An 18,526-nucleotide genomic window follows, 5' to 3' on the forward strand; every position below is an offset into this window, starting at 1 on the left:
GCTTATCCTGGCAGCGCCATGACTTTCCTCAGGGCCAGGCGGCCGGAGCACAAGCAGCAGCGGCGCGAGGCGATCCTCGACGCCGCGCGCGAGCTCGCCGCCGCCTCGGGCGTACGTGCGGTGAGCCTGGGCGCGGTCGCGGAGGCCGTCGGCCTGGCGAAGTCCAACATCGTGCGCTATTTCGGCACCAAGGAGGAGATCTACCTCCACCTGGCCGCGGAGGAGGGGGAGCAGTGGGTCGAGGCGGTCACCGAGCGGCTGCGGACGGCCACCGGCACGGCCGACGTGGTGAAAGCACTGGCGGAGACGCTCGACGAGCGGCCGCTGCTGTGCGACCTGCTCAGCCACGCCTCGACCAGCCTGGAGCACAACGTGTCGGTGCCGGCGGCGCGCACCTACAAGCGGGCCGTGCACAGCCACCTCGGCGACCTGGGCAGAAAGGTCGCCGAGGTCACGGACCTGACGGAGGGCGAGGGCGTGGAGCTCGTCATGGCCGCCGCCGGCCTCGGCGGACTGCTCTATCCCGCCTCCCACCCGCCCCCGACCATCCTCCAGGTCTACGCGGAGGACCCCGACCTCGCCGCCACCTGCCCGTCGTTCGTGCCCACGCTCGTCCGCATGCTCAGTGCGATGGCCGCCGGCCTGCCGACGCTCCGGTGAAAGTTTCACCGGAATCCAGGCATTCTCCGCCGCCTGTTCCCGATTGCTGTACATCGGGGCCGATGAAGAAGAACGTGTGCCTAACCGGTTAATGCCGAGAGAAGGGCACACCCTCATGAGGAAACGACTCGGGCTCGTGGCGGCGGCGTTCCTGTCGCTCCTCGTCTCGATGCTGATCGTCCCGGCCGCTCCGGCGCACGCCGCGGTCGGGCTCCGGGTCAGCGGCACCAGGATCGTGGAGGCCAACGGGAACGCGTTCGTGATGCGCGGCGTCAGCCATGCCCATACCTGGTACACGAGCCAGACGAGCTCCTTCGCCGCCATCAAGTCCCTGAGGGCCAACACGGTGCGCGTGGTGCTGAGCGGCGGCAGGTGGCCCGCCAACGGGGCCTCCGACGTGGCCAACGTGGTCTCGCTGTGTCGGCAGAACCGGTTAATATGCGTGCTCGAGAACCACGACACCACCGGGTACGGCGAGCAGAGCGGGGCGTACACGCTCGACCAGGCGGTCACCTACTGGAGCAGCATCAGGAGCGCGCTCACCGGCACCGAGGACTACATCGTCATCAACATCGGCAACGAGCCGTACGGCAACAACAACGTCTCCGCCTGGACCAACGCGACCACCAGCGCCATCAGCCGGATGCGGAGCCTGGGCTTCCAGCACCTGCTGATGGTCGACGCGCCCAACTGGGGGCAGGACTGGCAGTTCACCATGCGGGACAACGCCCAGTCGGTGTTCAACGCGGACCCGCAGCGCAACACGGTGTTCTCGGTCCACATGTACGGAGTGTTCGACACGGCCGCGGAGATCACCGCGTACCTGAACGCCTTCCAGACCGCGGGCCTGCCGCTGGTCATCGGCGAGTTCGGGCACAACCACTCCGACGGCAACCCCGACGAGGACACGATCATGGCCCAGGCCCAGCAGCGGGGCGTCGGCTACATCGGCTGGTCGTGGAGCGGCAACAGCGGCGGCGTCGAATACCTCGACATGGTCACCAACTTCAACCCCTCCGCGCTGACCTCGTGGGGCCAGCGGATCTTCAACGGGGCCAACGGCATCGGGCAGACCTCGCGTGAGGCCACGTACTTCGGCGGCGGGGGCGGCGACGTCACCGCGCCCACGACGCCCGGCACGCCGTCGGCGTCCAACGTGACCTCGACCGGCGCCACCCTGACGTGGTCGGCCTCCACCGACTCCGGCGGATCCGGGATGGCGGGGTACGACGTCTTCCGCGAGCAGGGCGCCAACGACACGCTCCTCGGCCAGTCCACGACCAACTCGGTCACGCTGACCGGGCTGAGCCCGTCCACCCAGTACCAGGTGTACGTGCGGGCCCGCGACGTGGCGGGGAACGTGTCGGCCAACTCCGCCACGACGACGTTCACGACGACGTCGGGCGGCGGCCCCGGTGGCGGGTGCACGGCCGCGGGGACCGTCCAGAACCAGTGGAGCGGCGGGTACGTCGTGCAGCCGGTCACCGTGACCAACAGCGGGTCGGCGGCGATCAGCGGCTGGACGGTCACGTTCACGCTGCCGAGCGGGCATTCGATCACCGGCTCGTGGAACGCCGCGCTGAGCGTCAGCGGGCAGACCGTGACGGCCCGCAGCCTGAGCTACAACGGCGCCCTCGCGCCGGGCGCCTCGGCCACCTTCGGCTTCCAGGCCGCCCGCCCCAGCGGCAACACCTCCGCCCCGGGCTCCTACACCTGCACGTCGTCCTGACACCTTTCTGACCCCGGGACGCGGCCTGTCAGCGAACGCGGCGTCCTGGACGAGCGGCGGACCTCCGCCGGGATGCGCGCTCCTCCCGGCGCACCGGTCCCGGCCGGCGCGCCTTCCCCCGGCATACCGGCGCCACCCTCCCCGGTCGGCCACCGGATCCTCGCCTCGCCGCACCCGGCGTGGCGAGGATCCGGAAGGCAGCGGGTGGCATCTCAGATCTTGATGACGACGACGCGGCCGCCGCACAGGGCGGTGAGGTCCTCCGGGGTCGGATGTGAGGGCAGTGACAGAACCGGGCGCGGCCAGGGGCCGTGGCGCACAGCATGGCGTCGATGGCGTACTTGTGGCCGTGGAGACCGGCGTCGGCGAGGAGTTCGTTGAGGTTGTCACGTTCGACCTGGCCCTACCTCTGAAGCTACCGCCGTGGCCAGGTCGGCGAAGGCGGTGGCGGTGGGGAGCGGGTCGGGCGGCAGGGCGAGCAGGATGGTACGGTCCGCGGCCGGTTCCATCGGCGCCGCGTGCACACCCGGACACTGGACGGGCATGGACAACTCGGGAATCGCGCTCACCCCAAGCCCTTCGGCGACCATGGCGAGGATGCTGCCGGTGTCCCGCACCCGGTAGTGGCAGCGCAGACTCACCCCCGCCGCCCGGGCGAGCGCCGTGATCAGCGGCTCGCACCCGCCCGTGGACATGATGAACGGATACCGGCCCAGCTCACGGACCGGAACCGGATCGCGGGTGCTCAGCCGGTGACCGCTGGGCAGCACGGCCAGCATGCGATCGGTCGCCAGCGGCCGCGTGACCAGCCCCGGTACGGCGGCGGTCACGGTGGCGACGTCGACCGCGCCCGTCTGGAGCCATTCGAGGACCTCCTCGTCCGAGCCCTCCATCACGGCGAGCCGCACCCGCGGATGCGACTCGCCGAACCTCCTCAGGATCGGCGGCAGCAGGCGCGCGTTGGCGCTCGGGATGGCGCCGACCCGCAGGCTGCCGCGCTCCTGCCCACGCGCCGCCGCCACCTCCTGCTCCAGCGCCTCGACCTGGGTGAGGATGAGCGTGGCGCGGCGCAGGACGACCCGGCCGGCCGCGGTCAGCCCCACCCCCTGGCTCCCCCTGACCAGCAGCGCGACCCCGAGTTCGCGCTCCAGGGCGCGCAGCGCGTGGCTGACGGCGGACTGCGTGGTGGACAGCTCCTCGGCCGCCCGGGTCATGTTCCCGGCACGCGCCACCGCCTGCAGGATCCTGAGCTGCGTGAACGTCACAGCGCCGCCCGCAGCAGCCCGACGACGAGCGGATGCGGGGCCTTCGGCCGCGACCGCGCCTGGGGCACGAACAGCGTGGCCACGTAGTACGGATGCCCGGGAAGCTCCAGCACCCGGGCCTCGCCGTCGCCGTCCACGCCGGTCACCAGGAAGCCGCCGTCGTGCAGGGTGCCCTGCCGCGCCGGGTCGATGCCGAAGTCGCAGTAGTACTCCTCCTCGACCTCGGTCTCCCCGTAGAGCGCGGCCACCCGGGAGCCGGGGGTGAGCGTGACGGGCATGGTCTTGCCCGCGAGCGAGCACGTCAGCTCCGAGACGAACAGGCGCGAGGCGTACGGGTCGTACTCGGCGTGCTGGGCGTCCTCGTACCGGAGCACGTGGCGGGCGTACTCGATCACCATGTGCTGGCATCCGCCGCACGTCCCCAGGGTGGGGACGCCGTGCTCGCGGCCGTGCCGGAGCGCGGCGACCGCGCCGAGCAGGCTCCGGTACGGGCTTCCTGGCGCGCACCACAGCACGTCGGCGGCCTCCGCCTCGGCCAGATCGGACTCGAGCGGCTCGGTGGCCACCCAGCGGACGTCCACCCCGACGCCGAGATGCGCGGCGGCGTGGCGCAGGGCGTCGTCGGTGGCCTGGTGCGGAGGAAACGCCGGGTCGCGGTCGCCGATGACCGCGACCCGCAGGGATCGGTCCATGGCCCTCACTATGCGACCGCCCCGTCATGAACGGCAATGCCGGACCACGCGACCGTCATGAGTGAATGCTCATGGGATGTCCGGTTGCCGGGCGCCACTTCGTCCCCCTTGTGCAGGGCACCGGACGAGGAAGGAGACGACCGTGAAGTACATGATCCTGGTCTACGGCTCGCAGCGGGACTACGACACGTCCACCGAGGAGGGGGCGGCGATCGGCGAGTTCCTGGCGAAGTTCACCGCCGAGTTGGCCGCCTCCGGGGAGCTGGTCGACACGCAGGGGCTCACCGCGCCGGTGGAGGCGCGCCAGGTCCTGTGGCGCGACGGCACGGCGGTGATCACCGACGGCCCCTTCGCCGAGACCGAGGAGGTGCTGGCCGGCTACTGGATCGTCGAGTGCGCCGGCCTCGACCGCGCCACCGAGATCGCCGCCCGGCTGAGCCACTGCCCCGGGCCGCAGCCCGCCCGCGGAACGATCATCCGGCCGATCATGGGCGGCGAGTGATGGCCGACGAGACGATCCGGCCGTACCGGATCGAGATCCCCGACGACGACCTCGCCGACCTGCGGGACCGGCTGGCCCGCACCCGCTGGGCGCCCGAGCCGGCCGGCGGCGACCGCGGCTACGGCGTGCCGCTCGCCTACGTGCGGGAGCTGGTCGAGCACTGGCGCGAGCGCTATGACTGGCGGGCCTGGGAGGCCAGACTCAACGCTTACCCTCAGTACACGACCGCCGTCGACGGCACGACCGTCCACTTCCTGCACGTCCGCTCCCCTGAGCCGGACGCGCTCCCGCTCGTGCTCAGTCACGGCTGGCCGGGGACGGTCGCCGAATACCTGGAGGTCCTGGGCCCGCTGAGCGACCCACGCGGGCACGGCCTCGATCCGACGATCGCGTTCGACCTCGTGGTGCCCTCCCTGCCCGGTTTCGGCTTCTCCGGGCCGACGCCCGACACCGGCTGGGGTCCCCGCCGGATCGCGCGAGCCCTGGCCGCGCTGATGCGGCGGCTCGGCCACGAACGCTACGGCGCGGCAGGCAACGACTGGGGATCGTTCATCTCCCCGGAGCTGGGACGGATCGCCCCCGAGGCCGTGGTCGGCGTGCACGTGACCCAGGCCTGGTCCGCGCCTCCCGATGACGACCCGACCTGGCCGGACAAGCTGTCGCCCGAAGACCGGGCCGCCTGGGACGCCTTCCGGCACTACGTCGAGCACGAGTCCTCCTACGGTGCCGTGCAGGGCCAGCAGCCCCAGACGCTGGCGCACGCGCTCTCCGACTCCCCCGCCGGCCTGCTCGGCTGGAACGCGCAGGCCATGCGCGGCCTGGACCCCGACGTGCTGCTCACCCACGTCACGATCCACTGGCTCACCGGCACCGCGGGCTCGGCCATCCGCATCTACGCCGAGGCCGAGCGGGAGGAGCCGCCGACCGGCCCGATGACGGTCCCGCTCGGGGTCGCGCAGTTCCCGGGCGACCTGGGGTCGGTCCGGGCCTTCGCCGAGCACGCGCACACCAAGATCATGTCCTGGAACCACTACGACCGCGGCAGCCACTACGCCGCCCACGACGCGCCCGACCTGCTGGCCGAGGACATCCGCGGGTTCTTCGCGGCGCTCAGGTCAGGGCCTCGGACGGGGCTGCGAGGAGGGGGAACATGACCTCCACGCGGGTGCCCGCGCCGGGCTCGCCGCCGATCACGCAGATCCCGCCGAGCTCGGCCGCCCGCTCCCGCATCGACCCCAGGCCCACGCCGGCCCGGTACGACTCGGGGATGCCCTTGCCGTCGTCGCTGATCAGCACCCGCAGCACCGACCGTTCCCGCTGGAGCACGATGCGGGCGAGCGACGCCGCGGCGTGCTTGCGGATGTTGGTGAGGGCCTCCTGGACGATCCGGTAGACCGCCACCTCGACGGCCGCGGGCAGGTTCTGCAGACTGCCCTCCATCTGCACCTCGACCTCGGTGTCCGGTGACGACTGGCCGGCCAGCTCGCGCACCGCCCGGGCGAGGCCGAGGTCGTCGAGCGCGGGCGGGCGCAGGCCGTAGACGAGCTCGCGGATGTCGTTGGTGACGGCGCTCATCCCTCCGTGGAGCTCCTTGAGCAGCTCGTCGGCCGAGTCCGGGGAGTTCTTCAGAGTGAGCCGGGCCATGTTGATGGTCATGGCCATGGCGGAGAGGGTCTGGCCGAGGCCGTCGTGCAGGTCGCGGCGCAGGCGACGGCGCTCCTCCTCCCTGGTGGTCAGGATGCGCTCGCGGGAGCGCTGCAGGTCGGCCGCCATCCGCACGGCGTGGGCCACGTCGGCGGCGTACGGGGTGAGCGTCGTCAGCACCCGCTCGTTGTGCGCGGCCGGGAAGCGGCGCGGCCCCGGAGGGCCGACGAGCAGGCGGCCGACGCGTTCCCCGTGCCAGACCAGCGGGACCTCGCGGGGCGCGTCGCCCACGCGGCCGTTCTCGACGTAGCGCGGCTCGCCGTCGGCCACCTCGATGGCCAGGCCCTCGACCGCCAGCCCGTCGCGCAGCACGCTCACCACCGAGGTCAGTGCCTTGGCCGGGTCGCCGCGGCGCACCGCCTGGGTGAGGCGCTCGGCGAGCACGACCGGGTCGCCGACGCTGCCGTACAGCAGCCGGTCCACCGTACGCTGCAGGCCACGCCGCAGCGGCTGGAAGAACCCGCCGGCGAACAGGGCGGCGGCGACCCCGGCCACCTTGTCGTAGTCGGCGACGAGCAGGCTCGACAGCGTGCCGACGCCGAAGTACACCGCGCTGACCGCGGCCACCAGGCCGACCGCCACGAAGGTGCGGCTGACGAGCGTGTCGATGCCGAAGAGCCGGTAGCGCATCACGGAGAACGCCACCGTGAACGGGATCGCCGCCGCCCAGGCGATCGCCACCCAGATGCCCCACGACACGAAGAGGCCCGCGATCAGGAACACGATGTAGCCGGAGAACGCGAACAGCGGCCACCCGATCTGCCGCCTGACGACCGAGTCGGCCTGCCGCATCCGCAGCGCCAGCGACAGCGCCGCCAGCGTCATCGCCGCGAAGATGCCCGCCCAGCCGGCCACCTCCATCACGTCGCGGTACGGGGTCAGCGCCGGGATCTGCAGCGGGTTGGGGATGATCCGCGGGAACGGGTAACCCTCGTCGTCCGGGAGCGCCCGGCTCACGTTGCGCACCACCATGATCGTGATGGCGGCGGAGCCCAGCCACAAGACCGGCCGCCAGCGCCGGGAAGGCAGGCGGCCGTTCGGCGAGTAGAGCGGCAGCAGCTGCGTAAGTGTCAGGCCGCACAACCCCCACCCGAGATGCAGCGGCACCCTGAGCCACCCCGCCAGGGCGAGGTCCCCGTCGGCGGCGAGGCGTAACATCATCGCGCCCGAGAAGTCGCTGAGGCCGGCCGCGAAACCGCCGACGGACATGAGCCACGCCATGTTGAGGCGCGGCCGGTGGAAGATCAGGAACGCGCCCACCGCGGGAAAGGTCAGGGCGACCACCGACTGCGGGCTGACCGTCCCCTTCGGCGACCACTCCGGCGGCAGCCCGGCCCAGATCAGCACCGCCGCGACGCCGAGCACCGGCGACGCCACGGCCATGGCGACCGCGACGACCCGGGCCACCGTGACCGCACGAGTGTTCGCTGCCATGTCCCCCGCTTTCCCTGAGCTGCAAGGATTATGACGTCCTCGGCGCCGGTCAGGTAGAGGCGGGATGCCGGAGGCGGGGCCCCCGCCCGGCCGGTGGGCGGGGGCCCCGGGTCTCAGCCGACGGTCACCGTGGCCTTCGCGGTGAGCGTCGTGCCCTGGACCTGGCCGGTCACGGTGAAGGTGCCCGGCTGGGCGTACTTGTCAGGGCTGATCGCCTCCCAGGTGACGGCCACCGAGCTGTCCTTGGACCCGTCGTTGTACGTCGCCACGACGGTCCTCGGCATCGACGGCGCCACGCCGGCCCTGGTCGTGACCGCCTCCTCGGCGATCGAGGTGATCGTCACGGCCGCGGTGGTGCGGACGTACACCGTGGCCTGGGCGGGCGCGCGGACGCCCTCGGCGAGCCCGGTGACGGTGAAGCTGGTGCCGCCGGTCTTCACCTGGTCGGGCGTCACCTGCTGCCAGGTGACGGCGGCCGTGCTGCGGGCGCCGTCCGCGTACAGCGTCTCCACGGTGGCCGGCAACGTGGGCAGCGTGTCGACCAGGGTGGGGACGTGCACGGGGCGCACGGAGTCCGGCGGGACCTCGTACACCTTGACCTCCAGCAGCCCGACCGACGCCCCGCCGGCCTCCAACTGGACGCGCAGCCGCGACGTCGTGACCGTGTCGAACGAGACGGTGTTGTAGGCGTCGATCGCCTTCGGGTAGGAGGCGACGCCGGTGACGTCCTCGAAGGAGTCGCCGTCCCACTGCTGGATCTTCCACGACGCGGGCAGGCGCACGCCGCCGGTGTCGTCGAAGAAGTACACGTCGGCCTTGTTCACCCGCACCGGCACCGGCCATTCGAGCTGCACCCACTGGGAGCCCTGCTGCGGCCAGGTGCCCCAGCGCGGGTTGGCGCCGTCGTTGGAGCGTGGCGGGTCGATGCCGTCGTTGATCGCGGTGACCTTCTCCCACGGCGAGGTGTAGGAGGCCGTGGGCGTGGCCTTGGGCGCGATGTTGACCTGCGCGGCCTGGGGCGTGGCGGCGACGGTCACGGTCGTGGAGGTGGTCTTCTCGCCGTCCGTGGCGGTGACCTTCAGCCGGTACGTGCCCGGCTCGGAGAACGAGACCACCGTGCTCCTGCCGGTCGGGGCGGTGAAGAACGCCTCGCCGGGCCCGTCCACCTTGGACCACTGGGTGGTGAGCCTGCCCGACGGCAGCGCGTCGTCCTTGGCCACCAGGTCGATCCTGACCTGGCCCGGCCGGTTGTGGGCGGGGTCGACCACGGCCACCAGGTGCGGCGCCCGGTTGCTCACCGAGCCGGCGTCCGCGCCCGTCCGGTACGCCTGCACCTCCTTCAGGCCCGTGGCGTACCCGAGCTGGTGCGTGACCTGCACCCGCAGCTTCTGCGCGGTGAGGGCCGGGAAGCGGACCTCGTTGAGGTTCGCCCGCGGGTAGACCGGTTTCTTGGCCTGCCCGGCCACGTCCTTCCAGGTGTCGCCGTCGAGGTACTGCACCGAGTAGAAGGCGGGCTCGCGGTAGCCGCCGGCCTTGCGGTCGTTGAAGAAGTACAGCTTCAGCCGGTCGACGGTCTGGGGTGAGCCGAGGTCGATCTCCAGCCAGTCCTGGGCCTTGCCGGAGCCCTTGCTGCCCCAGTACGGCTCGTTGATCGTGAACCCGTCCACCGCGCCGGCCGGGTCGCCGTGCGAGGCGGTGGCGGACTTGACCAGGTTGGGGCGGGTGGAGCGCAGGTCCACGCCGGCCTTCCTGAACAGGTCCTCGACGCGGTCGCCCTCCAGCTCGACCTGGACGGGGGCCTTCATCGAGGCGGCCTTCTCGGCGTGCACCACCGTTCCACCCTCGACCGTGCCCGTCTTCGGGTCCCACACCGCGTGCGCGAGCCCGGACAGGGTGACCTTGCGCTTGCCGTCGATCAGGATCGAGTACCCCTCGGGCACCCCGGCGTAGTGAGTGGTCCCGTCGCCCGGCTTGTCCCAGACGATGGTCAGGTCGTCGCCCCGGTAGTTGACGCCGTTGACGGTGAAGTGGTCCCAGCCGATGTCCACCGGCCACAGCTCGACCTTGCCGTCCGAGCGCGGGCGCAGGCCCATGACGTCCTCGATGACGGTCCAGTTGCTGCTGCCCAGGATCGTGTGGTGGATCCAGGAGCGGTAGCCGATGGTCTTGGTGGTCTTGTTCCAGTTGGCCCAGTACTCGTTGGCGTCGGGGTAGCGGGTGTCGCCGTCGACGTACTGCGACCAGGCGTTCCAGTAGAGCAGCTGCTTGTACTGGTCAGCGGTGATGTGCGAGGTCTGGTACTGGCGCATGGCCTTGGAGAACAGCGCGAAGTTCCGGGTCGAGTTGATCTGCGAGAAGTTGTTCGAACCCGGGATGCCGCGGGCCGCCGCCTCCGCCTTGTCCTTCTGGTTGGCGGTGTACGCCGGAAATATCGGATATTCCGCTGGGTCGGACCACAACCGCAGCGGCTCCCGATATTTCGGGTCGTCGGTGGGCACCAGGCCGGTCGCGTACGGGATGTAGTTGTTCGACTCCTTCCACGGGATCAGGTTGCCCGTCTGGAGGTCGCGGTGCTTGAACAGCTTGTTCTCCTCGTCCCAGAGCAGGGTGAGGATGCCGTTCTTGACCTTGTCGGCCACGCCGCGCATCTCGGCGGCCTTCATCTGGTCGCCCGTCAGCTCGTACGCCTGCGCCGCCGCCATCGCGTTGGCGTACACGTACGCGCCTTCGAGCCGCTCGTTCGCCCGGTCGTAGTAGTGGAACGACACCGCGTCGGCGTCGTTGCCGGTCATGGCCTCCCAGTCGTACTCGATCACGCCGTTCTTGTTGGAGTCGTAGGCGTCGAGCTGGCCGTAGACGTCCTTCTCGGCGTAGCGGGCGAGGTTGCGCAGGATCGCCGGCTGCCCGCCGTGGATCTGGTAGCTCTCCAGCGCCGCCTGCGAGATGTACTGCGTGTAGCTGTTCGACCAGTTCTCGGGGTCGCCCGGGTTGTCGGTGTACTTCGAGTTGCGCGAGACCTCGCCCGCCGACACCCACGGCCCGTACGAGTAGATCGGGTCGCGCAGGTACTTCAGGTCCTGCACGAACATCGGCACGGTCAGCACGATCGCGTTGTTGTAGCCGAGCGCGCCCTCCACCGACGTCGGGAACTGGTAGTCGTTCCCGGGGATGTCGGCGTCGAGGAAGTTGAAGCGCATCAGCCACCAGCGGTAGTAGACGAACTTCTTGATGTTCTCGTCGGGCACGTCGATGTACGGGACGTTCTTCGCCCACCAGGCGTTGTAGTCCTGCAGGTGCCGGCGCAGGGCGTTCTCCGCCGAGCGGCCCTTGTAGCCGTCGTACTCGTCGCGCGACTCGGGCAGTTCCTCGGTGACGAAGCCCATCTGGACCTTGGTGCCCACGGTCTTGCCGGGCTCGACGGTTACCGATCCCTTGAGGGCGCCGTCGGCCACCTTCAGCCCGTCACCGCTGAGCCTGGGGAAGATCGTGGTCAGCCGGTTCTTGGCGAACACGGCGCCGGTCAGCTCCCGGTCGCCGTCGGCGTCCTTGGTGTACGGCGAGGTCACCGTGATCGGGACCGACTTCGCCGCCGACCCGGTGTTGGTGATCTCCAGGGTCGTGACGGCCACGTTCTCGTGGGTGATGAACTTCTTCACGCCGACCGACAGCCCGTCGCCGGCGTACTGGCCGGTCCAGTGGCTGGGCATCTGCAGCCGCTTGGAGACGTCCTCGGTCAACGTGGTCCCGAGCGAGATCGTGTACGCGTCCCGGTTGTCGATGCTCTCCCAGTAGGCGACGTACCCGCCGAACCCGATCTTCCGCGGATCGTGCTCCTTCATGAACAGCGCCCGCCCGCGCGTCATCAACCACGGACCCGCCGGGTCCTCACCCGGCCTGGCCAGCATGCGGTCGATCCAGTACGAGTCGCCGCCCTTCTCCTTCTTGTAGATCTCCTCCATCATCTTCCGCGGGTGGTAACCCACGGGCTCGTCGGGCACGGGATCGCCGCCCGTGAACACCGGCATGCCCAGATCGTCCGGCGCCGCCGCCGCAGGGGTGGGTAACGCGGCGAGCGACGCTGTGAGCGCTAACACCGCTAAGTAGCTCAGCTTCTTACGCATGAGTCTCTCCATCAGAGGATCGGTAGCCAGACACGCATGGTCGCGGGACCCCGGTTGCCCCAGCGGTGGTACGGCACCAGCCGCAGACCGACGCCCGCACCCGATGGGCGCCCGTCCTGCGCGGCCCCGTACGGCCAGCCGCTCGGGTCTCCGGCGCCGAGCGACGCCTCGACCTCCAGCTCCACCACGCCGTCCTCGTGGTGCTCCACGGGCGGCGCCACCCGCGCCGTGACGTCGCCGAGCGGCGGCTCGTCGGCCACCGACTCCGCGCAGTAGACCAGCGGCCCGCGCTCCACGGCGGCGCTGCCGCGCAGCGCGTCGATCCGCCGGTCGGGGAACGTCCAGCGGGGGGTCATGGGGAGTTCCAGCCGGATCTCGTCACCGGCCCGCCACGGCCCGTCGGCGACCGCGTACCCCGGGGTCACCTCGCGGACCATCCCCCCGTGCGCCAGCGTCGCGTCCTCGGCCCAGGCCGGGACCCGCAGCGAGATCCGGCCCTCGCCGTCCTCCAGCACCCGGACGGTCACCGCGCCGTCCCACGGGTAGCCGGTCTCCACCCGCACCACCAGGTCGCCGTGCCGGATCTCCGACGGCGTGTGGTGGTGGATCTGGATGCCGTCGGCCGAGGACGTCGCCAGGTAGGCGGGCAGGGAGGCCAGCGTGCGGGCGATGTTGTTCGGGCAGCAGGACACGTCGAACCAGTGGGAGCGGAGCCCGCCCTCGGCGGCGTGGTTGACCCCTTCGAGGGGCACCGCGGGCACCCGAACCTGCAGCGGGTTGGCGTAGAAGAACGACCGGCCGTCCAGCGCCACTCCCGTGGCGAGCATGTTGTACAGGGTCCGCTCGGCCAGGTCGGCGTACCGGACGTCGCCGGTGGCCAGGAGCAGCCGGTGCGCCAGCATGATCGAGGCGATGCTCGCGCAGGTCTCGTTGTAGGCGCGGTCCGGGGGCAGCTCGTAGTCCTCGCCGTACGACTCGTCGATGTGCCGCGAGCCCATGCCGCCCGTCAGGTGGGTGCGGCGGGCGACGGTCCGCTCCCACTGCGCCTCGACCGCCTTCAGCAGCTCCTCGTCGCCGGTCTCGACGGCCACGTCCACCACGCCGGAGGCCAGGTAGAGGGCCCGCACGACGTGCCCGCGGAACACCTGTGCCTGCCGGACCGGCATGTCGTCCTGGTAGTAGGCGCGGCCGAAGGGGATGTCGGCGAGCGCGGGCAGGCCGCGCCGGTCGACGAAGCGCCGGGCCATCTCCAGGTAGCGCTCGGCCCCGGTCACCCGGTAGAGCTCGACCAGCGCCATCTCGATCTCCGGGTGCCCGCAGGTCTCGGTGCCCTCCATGAACCGGCGGCAGACGTGGTCGGCGGCCCGCACCGCCACCTGCGTCAGCCGGTCCTCGCCGTGCATGCGCAGCCGGGCGACCCCGGCCTGGATGAGGTGGCCGAAGCAGTAGAGCTCGTGACCCCACTCGAAGTCGGTGTAGCGGCTGCCGGACCAGCGGGTGTTGATGTAGCCGTCGCCCTCCTGGGCCTGGGCCACGGTCTCGGCCAGCGCGGGCAGCCCGGGGTGGTCGGCCCAGGCCATGGCCTCCAGCAGCTTGTAGATCTCGGAGTCGCTGAACTCCCGGCCCCTGCGGGGGCGCTCGCCCCGGAAGTTGCCGATCCAGCCTTCGCGCTCTTCCCATTCCTGGCAGTGGGCGATCGTGACCTCGCGGTTGAGCGCGACCCGGTCGCCCCAGAAACCGGGCGAGGTGCGTACGGCGTCGAGGCCGAGGGGGGACAGCACGCCCGACGAGGGCAGGACGGGGTTAGCCACGCAGAGCTCCTGACATGAATCCGCGCACGTAGTGGCGCTGCAACACGATGAAGAGAATGAGACAGGGGAATGCCATGACCATGACGCCGGCCTGGAGCATGCCGTAGTCGATCGCGCCGAACGTCTGCTGCGTCATGCTCACCACGGCCACCGGCAGGGTGAACGACGCGCCGTCGTTGAGCAGGATGAGCGGCGCGAAGAAGTCGTTCCACGAGGCGAGGAACGCGAACAGGCCCACCGTGATCAGCGCGGGGCGCACGGCCTGGAGCAGGATCCTGGAGAAGGCGCGGAACGTCCCGCAGCCGTCCACCAGCGCCGCCTCCTCCAGCTCGCGCGGCAGCGCCTCGAACGCGTTGCGCATCATGAACAGCGCGAACGGCAGCTGGAACATCACGAACACCAGCGACAGCCCGACGAGGGAGTTCTGCAGGCCCAGGTAGCCGAGCAGCACGTAGAGCGGGATGAGGATGGTCGCGTACGGCACCATGAGGATCGCCAGCGTGGCGAGGAACAGCAGGTTCTTGCCGGGGAAGTCGAAGCGGGCGAACCCGTACCCGCCGAGCGCGGAGACGACCAGCGTGCCCGCCACGGTCATGCCGGAGACCAGCACGCTGTTGGTCGCGTACGTGCCGACGCCCTCGCCGAAGCGGGCCATCTCCAGGTAGTTGGACGGCTCCTCCAGCGAGGCGTAGCCGCTCCACACCAGCGGGAACAGGAACAGCACCGCCAGGCAGGACAGCGTGAGGTAACGGCTCATCGCAGCCTCCGCATCATCAGCGTGTTGAGCCCGACGAGGGCCACGAGCAGCACGACCGACAGCGCCGCGGCGCCGCCCAGGTCGAAGCGGAAGAACGCGTCACGGTAGACGACCATGACCATGGAGACCGTGCTGTTGTCGGGGCCGCCGTTGGTGAAGACGAAGAACTGGTCGAAGGCGAGCAGGGAGCCCGTGACGCTGAGGATGAGCATCAGCGCCAGCGTCGGCCGGAGCAGCGGGAGGGTGATCTTGGTGAAGACCTGCCAGCGGTTGGCCCCGTCGCTCCTCGCGGCCTCGTACACCTCGGTCGGGATGGCCTGCAGGCCGGTCAGCAGGATGAGCATGTTGAACCCGGCGAACCGCCAGATGACCAGCGTGATCGTGGAGAACAGCGCCATGTTCGGCGTGCCGATCCACTTCACCGGCTCGTCGGTGATGCCCAGCGACTGGAGCATCGGGTCGATGGGGCCGAAGTCGTTGTTCAGCATGCCGTAGAACAGCAGGGCCGCGGCGGCGAAGCCGACCGCGCCGGGCAGGAAGAACGCGGTCCTGAAGAAGCCGATGCCCGGTTTGCGGTCCTGCACGAGCAGGGCCAGGCCGAGCGCCGCCGCGGACAGCACGACGGTGGTGATCGCGGTGTACTTGAGCGTGAAGAAGACGGCGTCGACGAAGAGCGGATTGTCGGCGATCTTGGTGTAGTTGGCGGGGGCGTTGAACGTGGCCTGGCCGAGCAGGGGCCAGCGGTTGAGCGACATCCAGACGACCAGCACCAGGGGCGCGATGAAGAGCACGCCCACGATGACGGCCGTCGGCGCCGCGTACAGCCAGCCCTGGACCTTCCTGCTCCGCCACCGGGCGGACGGCGCGGAGTGTGCCGCCTTCCGCCCGGTACGGTTGATCGTCAAGGTCATTGTTGCAGCGACTTCGTGATCTCGGCGTTGAGCTGCGGCAGCTTCGAGACGTCACCGAAGACGGCCTCGCGGGCGTAACGCAGCCACGGGCCCTGCGGGTCGTTGAAGGTCTGGCCGAAGCGCAGCGCGTACGGGGTCTGGCCCTTGGCCACCAGCGAGTTGATCAGCACCACGCGCGGGTCCTCGGCGGAGTACTTGTTGTTGGCCAGGTCGGTGCGGGCCAGCACGTCCTTGTTCTTGGCCATGACCTCGACCTGGGCCTGGTCGGAGACCGTCCAGGACAGGAACTCCCAGGCGGCGTCGGCGTTCTTACTGGTCGCCGAGATGCCGATGGAGTCGCCGCCGACGAACGTGGACTCGCCGCCGTCGGGGCCGGCGATGGGGGTGACACCGATCTTCATGTCCTTGGGCATCAGGCCGAGCGTGGTCGACGGCATCGGCATGACGCCGATCTCCCCCTTGGGGAAGAAGCCGGTCCAGGTCGGGCCCTGCTCCTCCTTGGCCGTCGGCCCGGTGGCCTTCTTCTCGTACAGGTCGCGGTAGATCTTGAAGACGTCGGTCATCGCTGGCTGGTCGTTCAGAGACTGCGTGCCCTCGGCGTTCATGACCTGGCCGCCGGCGGCCCAGACGGACGGCCAGAACGTGAAGACGTAGCAGCCGCCGCAGTTGCCACCGAAGAACGTGCCGTGGACCTTGCCGTCCTTGCCGAGCTTCTCGTCGATGGTGGTGGCGTGCTGGGCGAACTCCTTCAGCGTCTTCGGGCCCTTCTCGGGGTCGAGCCCGGCCTTATCGTAGAGATCCTTGTTCCAGAACCAGACCGACAGGTCGAGGGTGTGGGGAAGCGTGTACATCCGGTTGTCGAGCGTGCCCAGCTTCATGTGCGAGGGGGCCAGGCCGTCCTTGTACGGCAGCTTCGCGACCCTGTCCGTGATGTCCATGAACAGGCCCTGCGAGGTGTAGTTCGGGACGAAAATGACGTCGGCCGCGAAGACGTCGGGCAGCTGCTTGGCGCCGGCCGCGGCGGCGATGCGCGGCTGGTAGTTGTCCGTGGGGATGACGGTGAGTTTCACCTGGTTCTTGTGCGTCTTGTTGTACTCCTGGACGAGCCGCTCGCTCTGCGCCTGAGTGGCGGCGCGGGTCCACATGGTGATCGTCACGGGACCGTCCGCGGGCTGCGTGCCACCACCCCCACCGCCACCGCCTCCGCTGTTGCCGCAGGCAGCTGCTGTGAGCGCTAACACACCGAGGAGGGAGATCCCGGCCAGCCTTCGTCTCATGATGTGCTCCTGGACTTAAAGGTTTTCGGAAACGTAGAAGAAACCTGTGGCCCTGTCAATGGGTGCTAGGGTTCTAAGCAGTTCACAGGCGACGAAAAGGGTTTCGAAGTATGGCGACAAAGCGGGCGACCATCAACGATGTGGCCTCGCTGGCGGGGGTTTCGATCGCCACCGCGTCGAAGGCGCTCAACGGACGCCAGGACGTGCGACCGGCGACGCGCGAGCGCGTGCTCGCCGCCGCGGCGGAGCTCTCCTTCCAGCCGAACGCGCTCGCGCGCGGGCTGCTGTCGGGCCAGACGCGCACCGTGGGGCTGCTGACCTCCGACAGCGTCGGCCGGTTCGGCATCCCGGTGCTGCTCGGCGCGGAGGACGCCTTCGGGGCCGACGAGATGGCCGTGCTGCTCTGTGACGCGCGTGGCGACGCGATCAGGGAGCAGCACCACCTGCGGGCCCTGCTGTCGCGCCGGGTGGACGGGCTGATCGTGGTGGGCGAGAGCACCAACCCGCGACCGTCGGTGAGCAAGGACCTCCCGGTGCCCGTCGTGTACGCGTACGGCCCGTCGGAGGACCCGGACGACGTGTCGTTCGTGCCGGACGACGTGGGGGCCGCCGCCATGGCCGTCAACCACCTGCTGGCGATGGGCCGCCGCAAGATCGCGCACATCACGGGACCTACCCACTACAAGGCCGCCCGAGACCGCGAGGAGGGGTTGCGCCTGGCGCTCGCGGAGGCGGGGGTCGAGCAGGTGGGGCAGACGTTGTCAGGGCCCTGGTCGCAGCGGTGGGGCAGGCACGCGGCCGAGATGCTGCTCATGGCCGAGCCCGACGTGGACGCCGTCTTCTGCGGCAGCGACCAGATCGCCGCCGGGTTCGTGGAGACGGCGCGGGAGCGGGGGCGGCGGGTGCCGGACGACATCGCGGTGGTCGGTTACGACAACTGGGAGGTGCTTTCCACCGAGACCCGGCCCGCGCTCACCACTGTGGACATGAACCTGGAGCTGCTGGGGCGGACGGCGGCACAGCACCTGTTCGCCGCCATCGACGGCAAGGCCACCCCGGGGGTGCACAAGATGCCGTGCCAGCTCGTCATCCGCGACTCCACCTCCCCGCCCGGCGTTTCCTGACCCCGCGCCACACGCCACCCCCCAGCTCCCTCACCCAGGGCATCCGGCCCCTCACGTCACTGCACGACACCGCACTGGCACAGCGCGGGCGGTGACACGGAGACCGGACCGACACGGGCACAGCATGGGCATGAGACCGGCACGGGCGCGGGCGCTCGGCGAGGAGCCGGGGCCGAGGCCGGAATTCCACGTGCAAGGGGATCAGGTGGTTTCCTATACGCATGCCTGATCTCGTTGTGGACGGCGGCGACAAGCTGTGCGTTCAGCTGCTCATCGAGCTGCGCGGCCACGTCCGCCAGGCCGGTCCCGGCGCCGTGATCCACCTGATCGCCACCGACCCGGCCGCGCCCGTCGACCTGCCGGCCTGGTGCCACCTGACCGGGCACACCTACCTGGGCCCCGTCGAGGGGGCGGAGCGGCCCACGTACGCGCTGCGCGTGGCCGGGGCGGCCCAGGAGACCGAAGACGCCAGGCCCTGGCACGTGGCTTAAGCGGTTAATTCCCTCTCCGTCAGCGTGGCCTACAGTAGTGGGGATTAC

The 18,526-nt window shown here is 70.4% G+C and carries 14 protein-coding genes; 6 read left to right on the forward strand and 8 right to left on the reverse strand.

Going from position 1 to position 18,526, the window contains the following annotated elements; all coding sequences use genetic code 11:
• The first annotated feature begins 18 nt into the window (after window positions 1–18).
• Both ID574_RS40065 and ID574_RS40070 read left to right on the forward strand, forming a co-directional pair.
• Window positions 19–660: a TetR/AcrR family transcriptional regulator gene (locus ID574_RS40065; RefSeq protein WP_188194240.1), complete on the forward strand. Its 642-nt coding sequence runs from the start codon at window positions 19–21 to the stop codon at window positions 658–660.
• A 115-nt stretch (window positions 661–775) separates the two neighbouring features.
• A complete protein-coding gene (locus ID574_RS40070) occupies window positions 776–2,389 on the forward strand; it encodes a cellulase family glycosylhydrolase (protein WP_188194241.1) in 1,614 nt (537 codons plus the stop codon).
• Between the two features lie 386 nt (window positions 2,390–2,775).
• Here the strand turns inward: ID574_RS40070 and ID574_RS40075 are convergent, their stop codons facing one another.
• Both ID574_RS40075 and ID574_RS40080 read right to left on the reverse strand, forming a co-directional pair.
• On the reverse strand, window positions 2,776–3,654 hold the full coding sequence (locus ID574_RS40075; RefSeq protein WP_188194242.1) for a LysR family transcriptional regulator: 879 nt from the start codon (window positions 3,652–3,654) through the stop codon (window positions 2,776–2,778).
• Entirely contained in the window at window positions 3,651–4,346 is a 696-nt protein-coding gene (locus ID574_RS40080; RefSeq protein ID WP_188194243.1) for a CTP synthase C-terminal region-related (seleno)protein, read from the reverse strand. The genes ID574_RS40075 and ID574_RS40080 overlap by 4 nt, the downstream gene beginning before the upstream one ends.
• A gap of 151 nt (window positions 4,347–4,497) precedes the next feature.
• Here ID574_RS40080 and ID574_RS40085 point away from each other — a divergent pair, with 151 nt between their 5' ends.
• Window positions 4,498–4,848, forward strand: a complete 351-nt coding sequence (locus ID574_RS40085) for a YciI family protein (RefSeq protein ID WP_223167586.1) — start codon at window positions 4,498–4,500, stop codon at window positions 4,846–4,848.
• On the forward strand, window positions 4,848–6,002 hold the full coding sequence (locus tag ID574_RS40090) for an epoxide hydrolase family protein (protein WP_188194245.1): 1,155 nt from the start codon (window positions 4,848–4,850) through the stop codon (window positions 6,000–6,002). The genes ID574_RS40085 and ID574_RS40090 overlap by 1 nt, the downstream gene beginning before the upstream one ends.
• Here the strand turns inward: ID574_RS40090 and ID574_RS40095 are convergent.
• The 6 genes from ID574_RS40095 to ID574_RS40120 form a co-directional block, all read right to left on the reverse strand.
• Entirely contained in the window at window positions 5,959–7,986 is a 2,028-nt protein-coding gene (locus ID574_RS40095) for a sensor histidine kinase (protein ID WP_188194246.1), read from the reverse strand. The two genes, ID574_RS40090 and ID574_RS40095, sit on opposite strands and share 44 nt — an antisense overlap.
• Before the next feature lie 113 nt (window positions 7,987–8,099).
• A complete protein-coding gene (locus ID574_RS40100) occupies window positions 8,100–12,107 on the reverse strand; it encodes an Ig-like domain-containing protein (RefSeq protein ID WP_188194247.1) in 4,008 nt (1,335 codons plus the stop codon).
• A gap of 11 nt (window positions 12,108–12,118) precedes the next feature.
• The gene (locus ID574_RS40105; protein WP_188194248.1) at window positions 12,119–13,918 is read right to left on the reverse strand and encodes a glycoside hydrolase family 127 protein; all 1,800 of its coding nucleotides are present in this window, start codon (window positions 13,916–13,918) and stop codon (window positions 12,119–12,121) included.
• A complete protein-coding gene (locus ID574_RS40110) occupies window positions 13,911–14,675 on the reverse strand; it encodes a carbohydrate ABC transporter permease (RefSeq protein WP_188194249.1) in 765 nt (254 codons plus the stop codon). Before ID574_RS40110 ends, ID574_RS40105 begins: the two co-directional genes overlap by 8 nt.
• Window positions 14,672–15,586, reverse strand: a complete 915-nt coding sequence (locus ID574_RS40115) for a carbohydrate ABC transporter permease (protein WP_188194250.1) — start codon at window positions 15,584–15,586, stop codon at window positions 14,672–14,674. The genes ID574_RS40110 and ID574_RS40115 overlap by 4 nt, the downstream gene beginning before the upstream one ends.
• Window positions 15,583–16,863, reverse strand: coding sequence for an ABC transporter substrate-binding protein (locus tag ID574_RS40120; RefSeq protein WP_188194251.1), 1,281 nt, complete (start codon window positions 16,861–16,863; stop codon window positions 15,583–15,585). Before ID574_RS40120 ends, ID574_RS40115 begins: the two co-directional genes overlap by 4 nt.
• A gap of 110 nt (window positions 16,864–16,973) precedes the next feature.
• Between ID574_RS40120 and ID574_RS40125 the strand changes: the two genes are divergently transcribed.
• Together ID574_RS40125 and ID574_RS40130 are read left to right on the forward strand one after the other, a co-directional pair.
• A complete protein-coding gene (locus ID574_RS40125) occupies window positions 16,974–17,987 on the forward strand; it encodes a LacI family DNA-binding transcriptional regulator (RefSeq protein WP_188194252.1) in 1,014 nt (337 codons plus the stop codon).
• Between the two features lie 221 nt (window positions 17,988–18,208).
• Window positions 18,209–18,478, forward strand: a complete 270-nt coding sequence (locus tag ID574_RS40130; RefSeq protein WP_188194253.1) for a sulfurtransferase TusA family protein — start codon at window positions 18,209–18,211, stop codon at window positions 18,476–18,478.
• Window positions 18,479–18,526 lie beyond the last annotated feature (48 nt).

The organism is Nonomuraea sp. SYSU D8015 (assembly GCF_008065375.1).
GTDB lineage: Bacteria > Actinomycetota > Actinomycetes > Streptosporangiales > Streptosporangiaceae > Nonomuraea.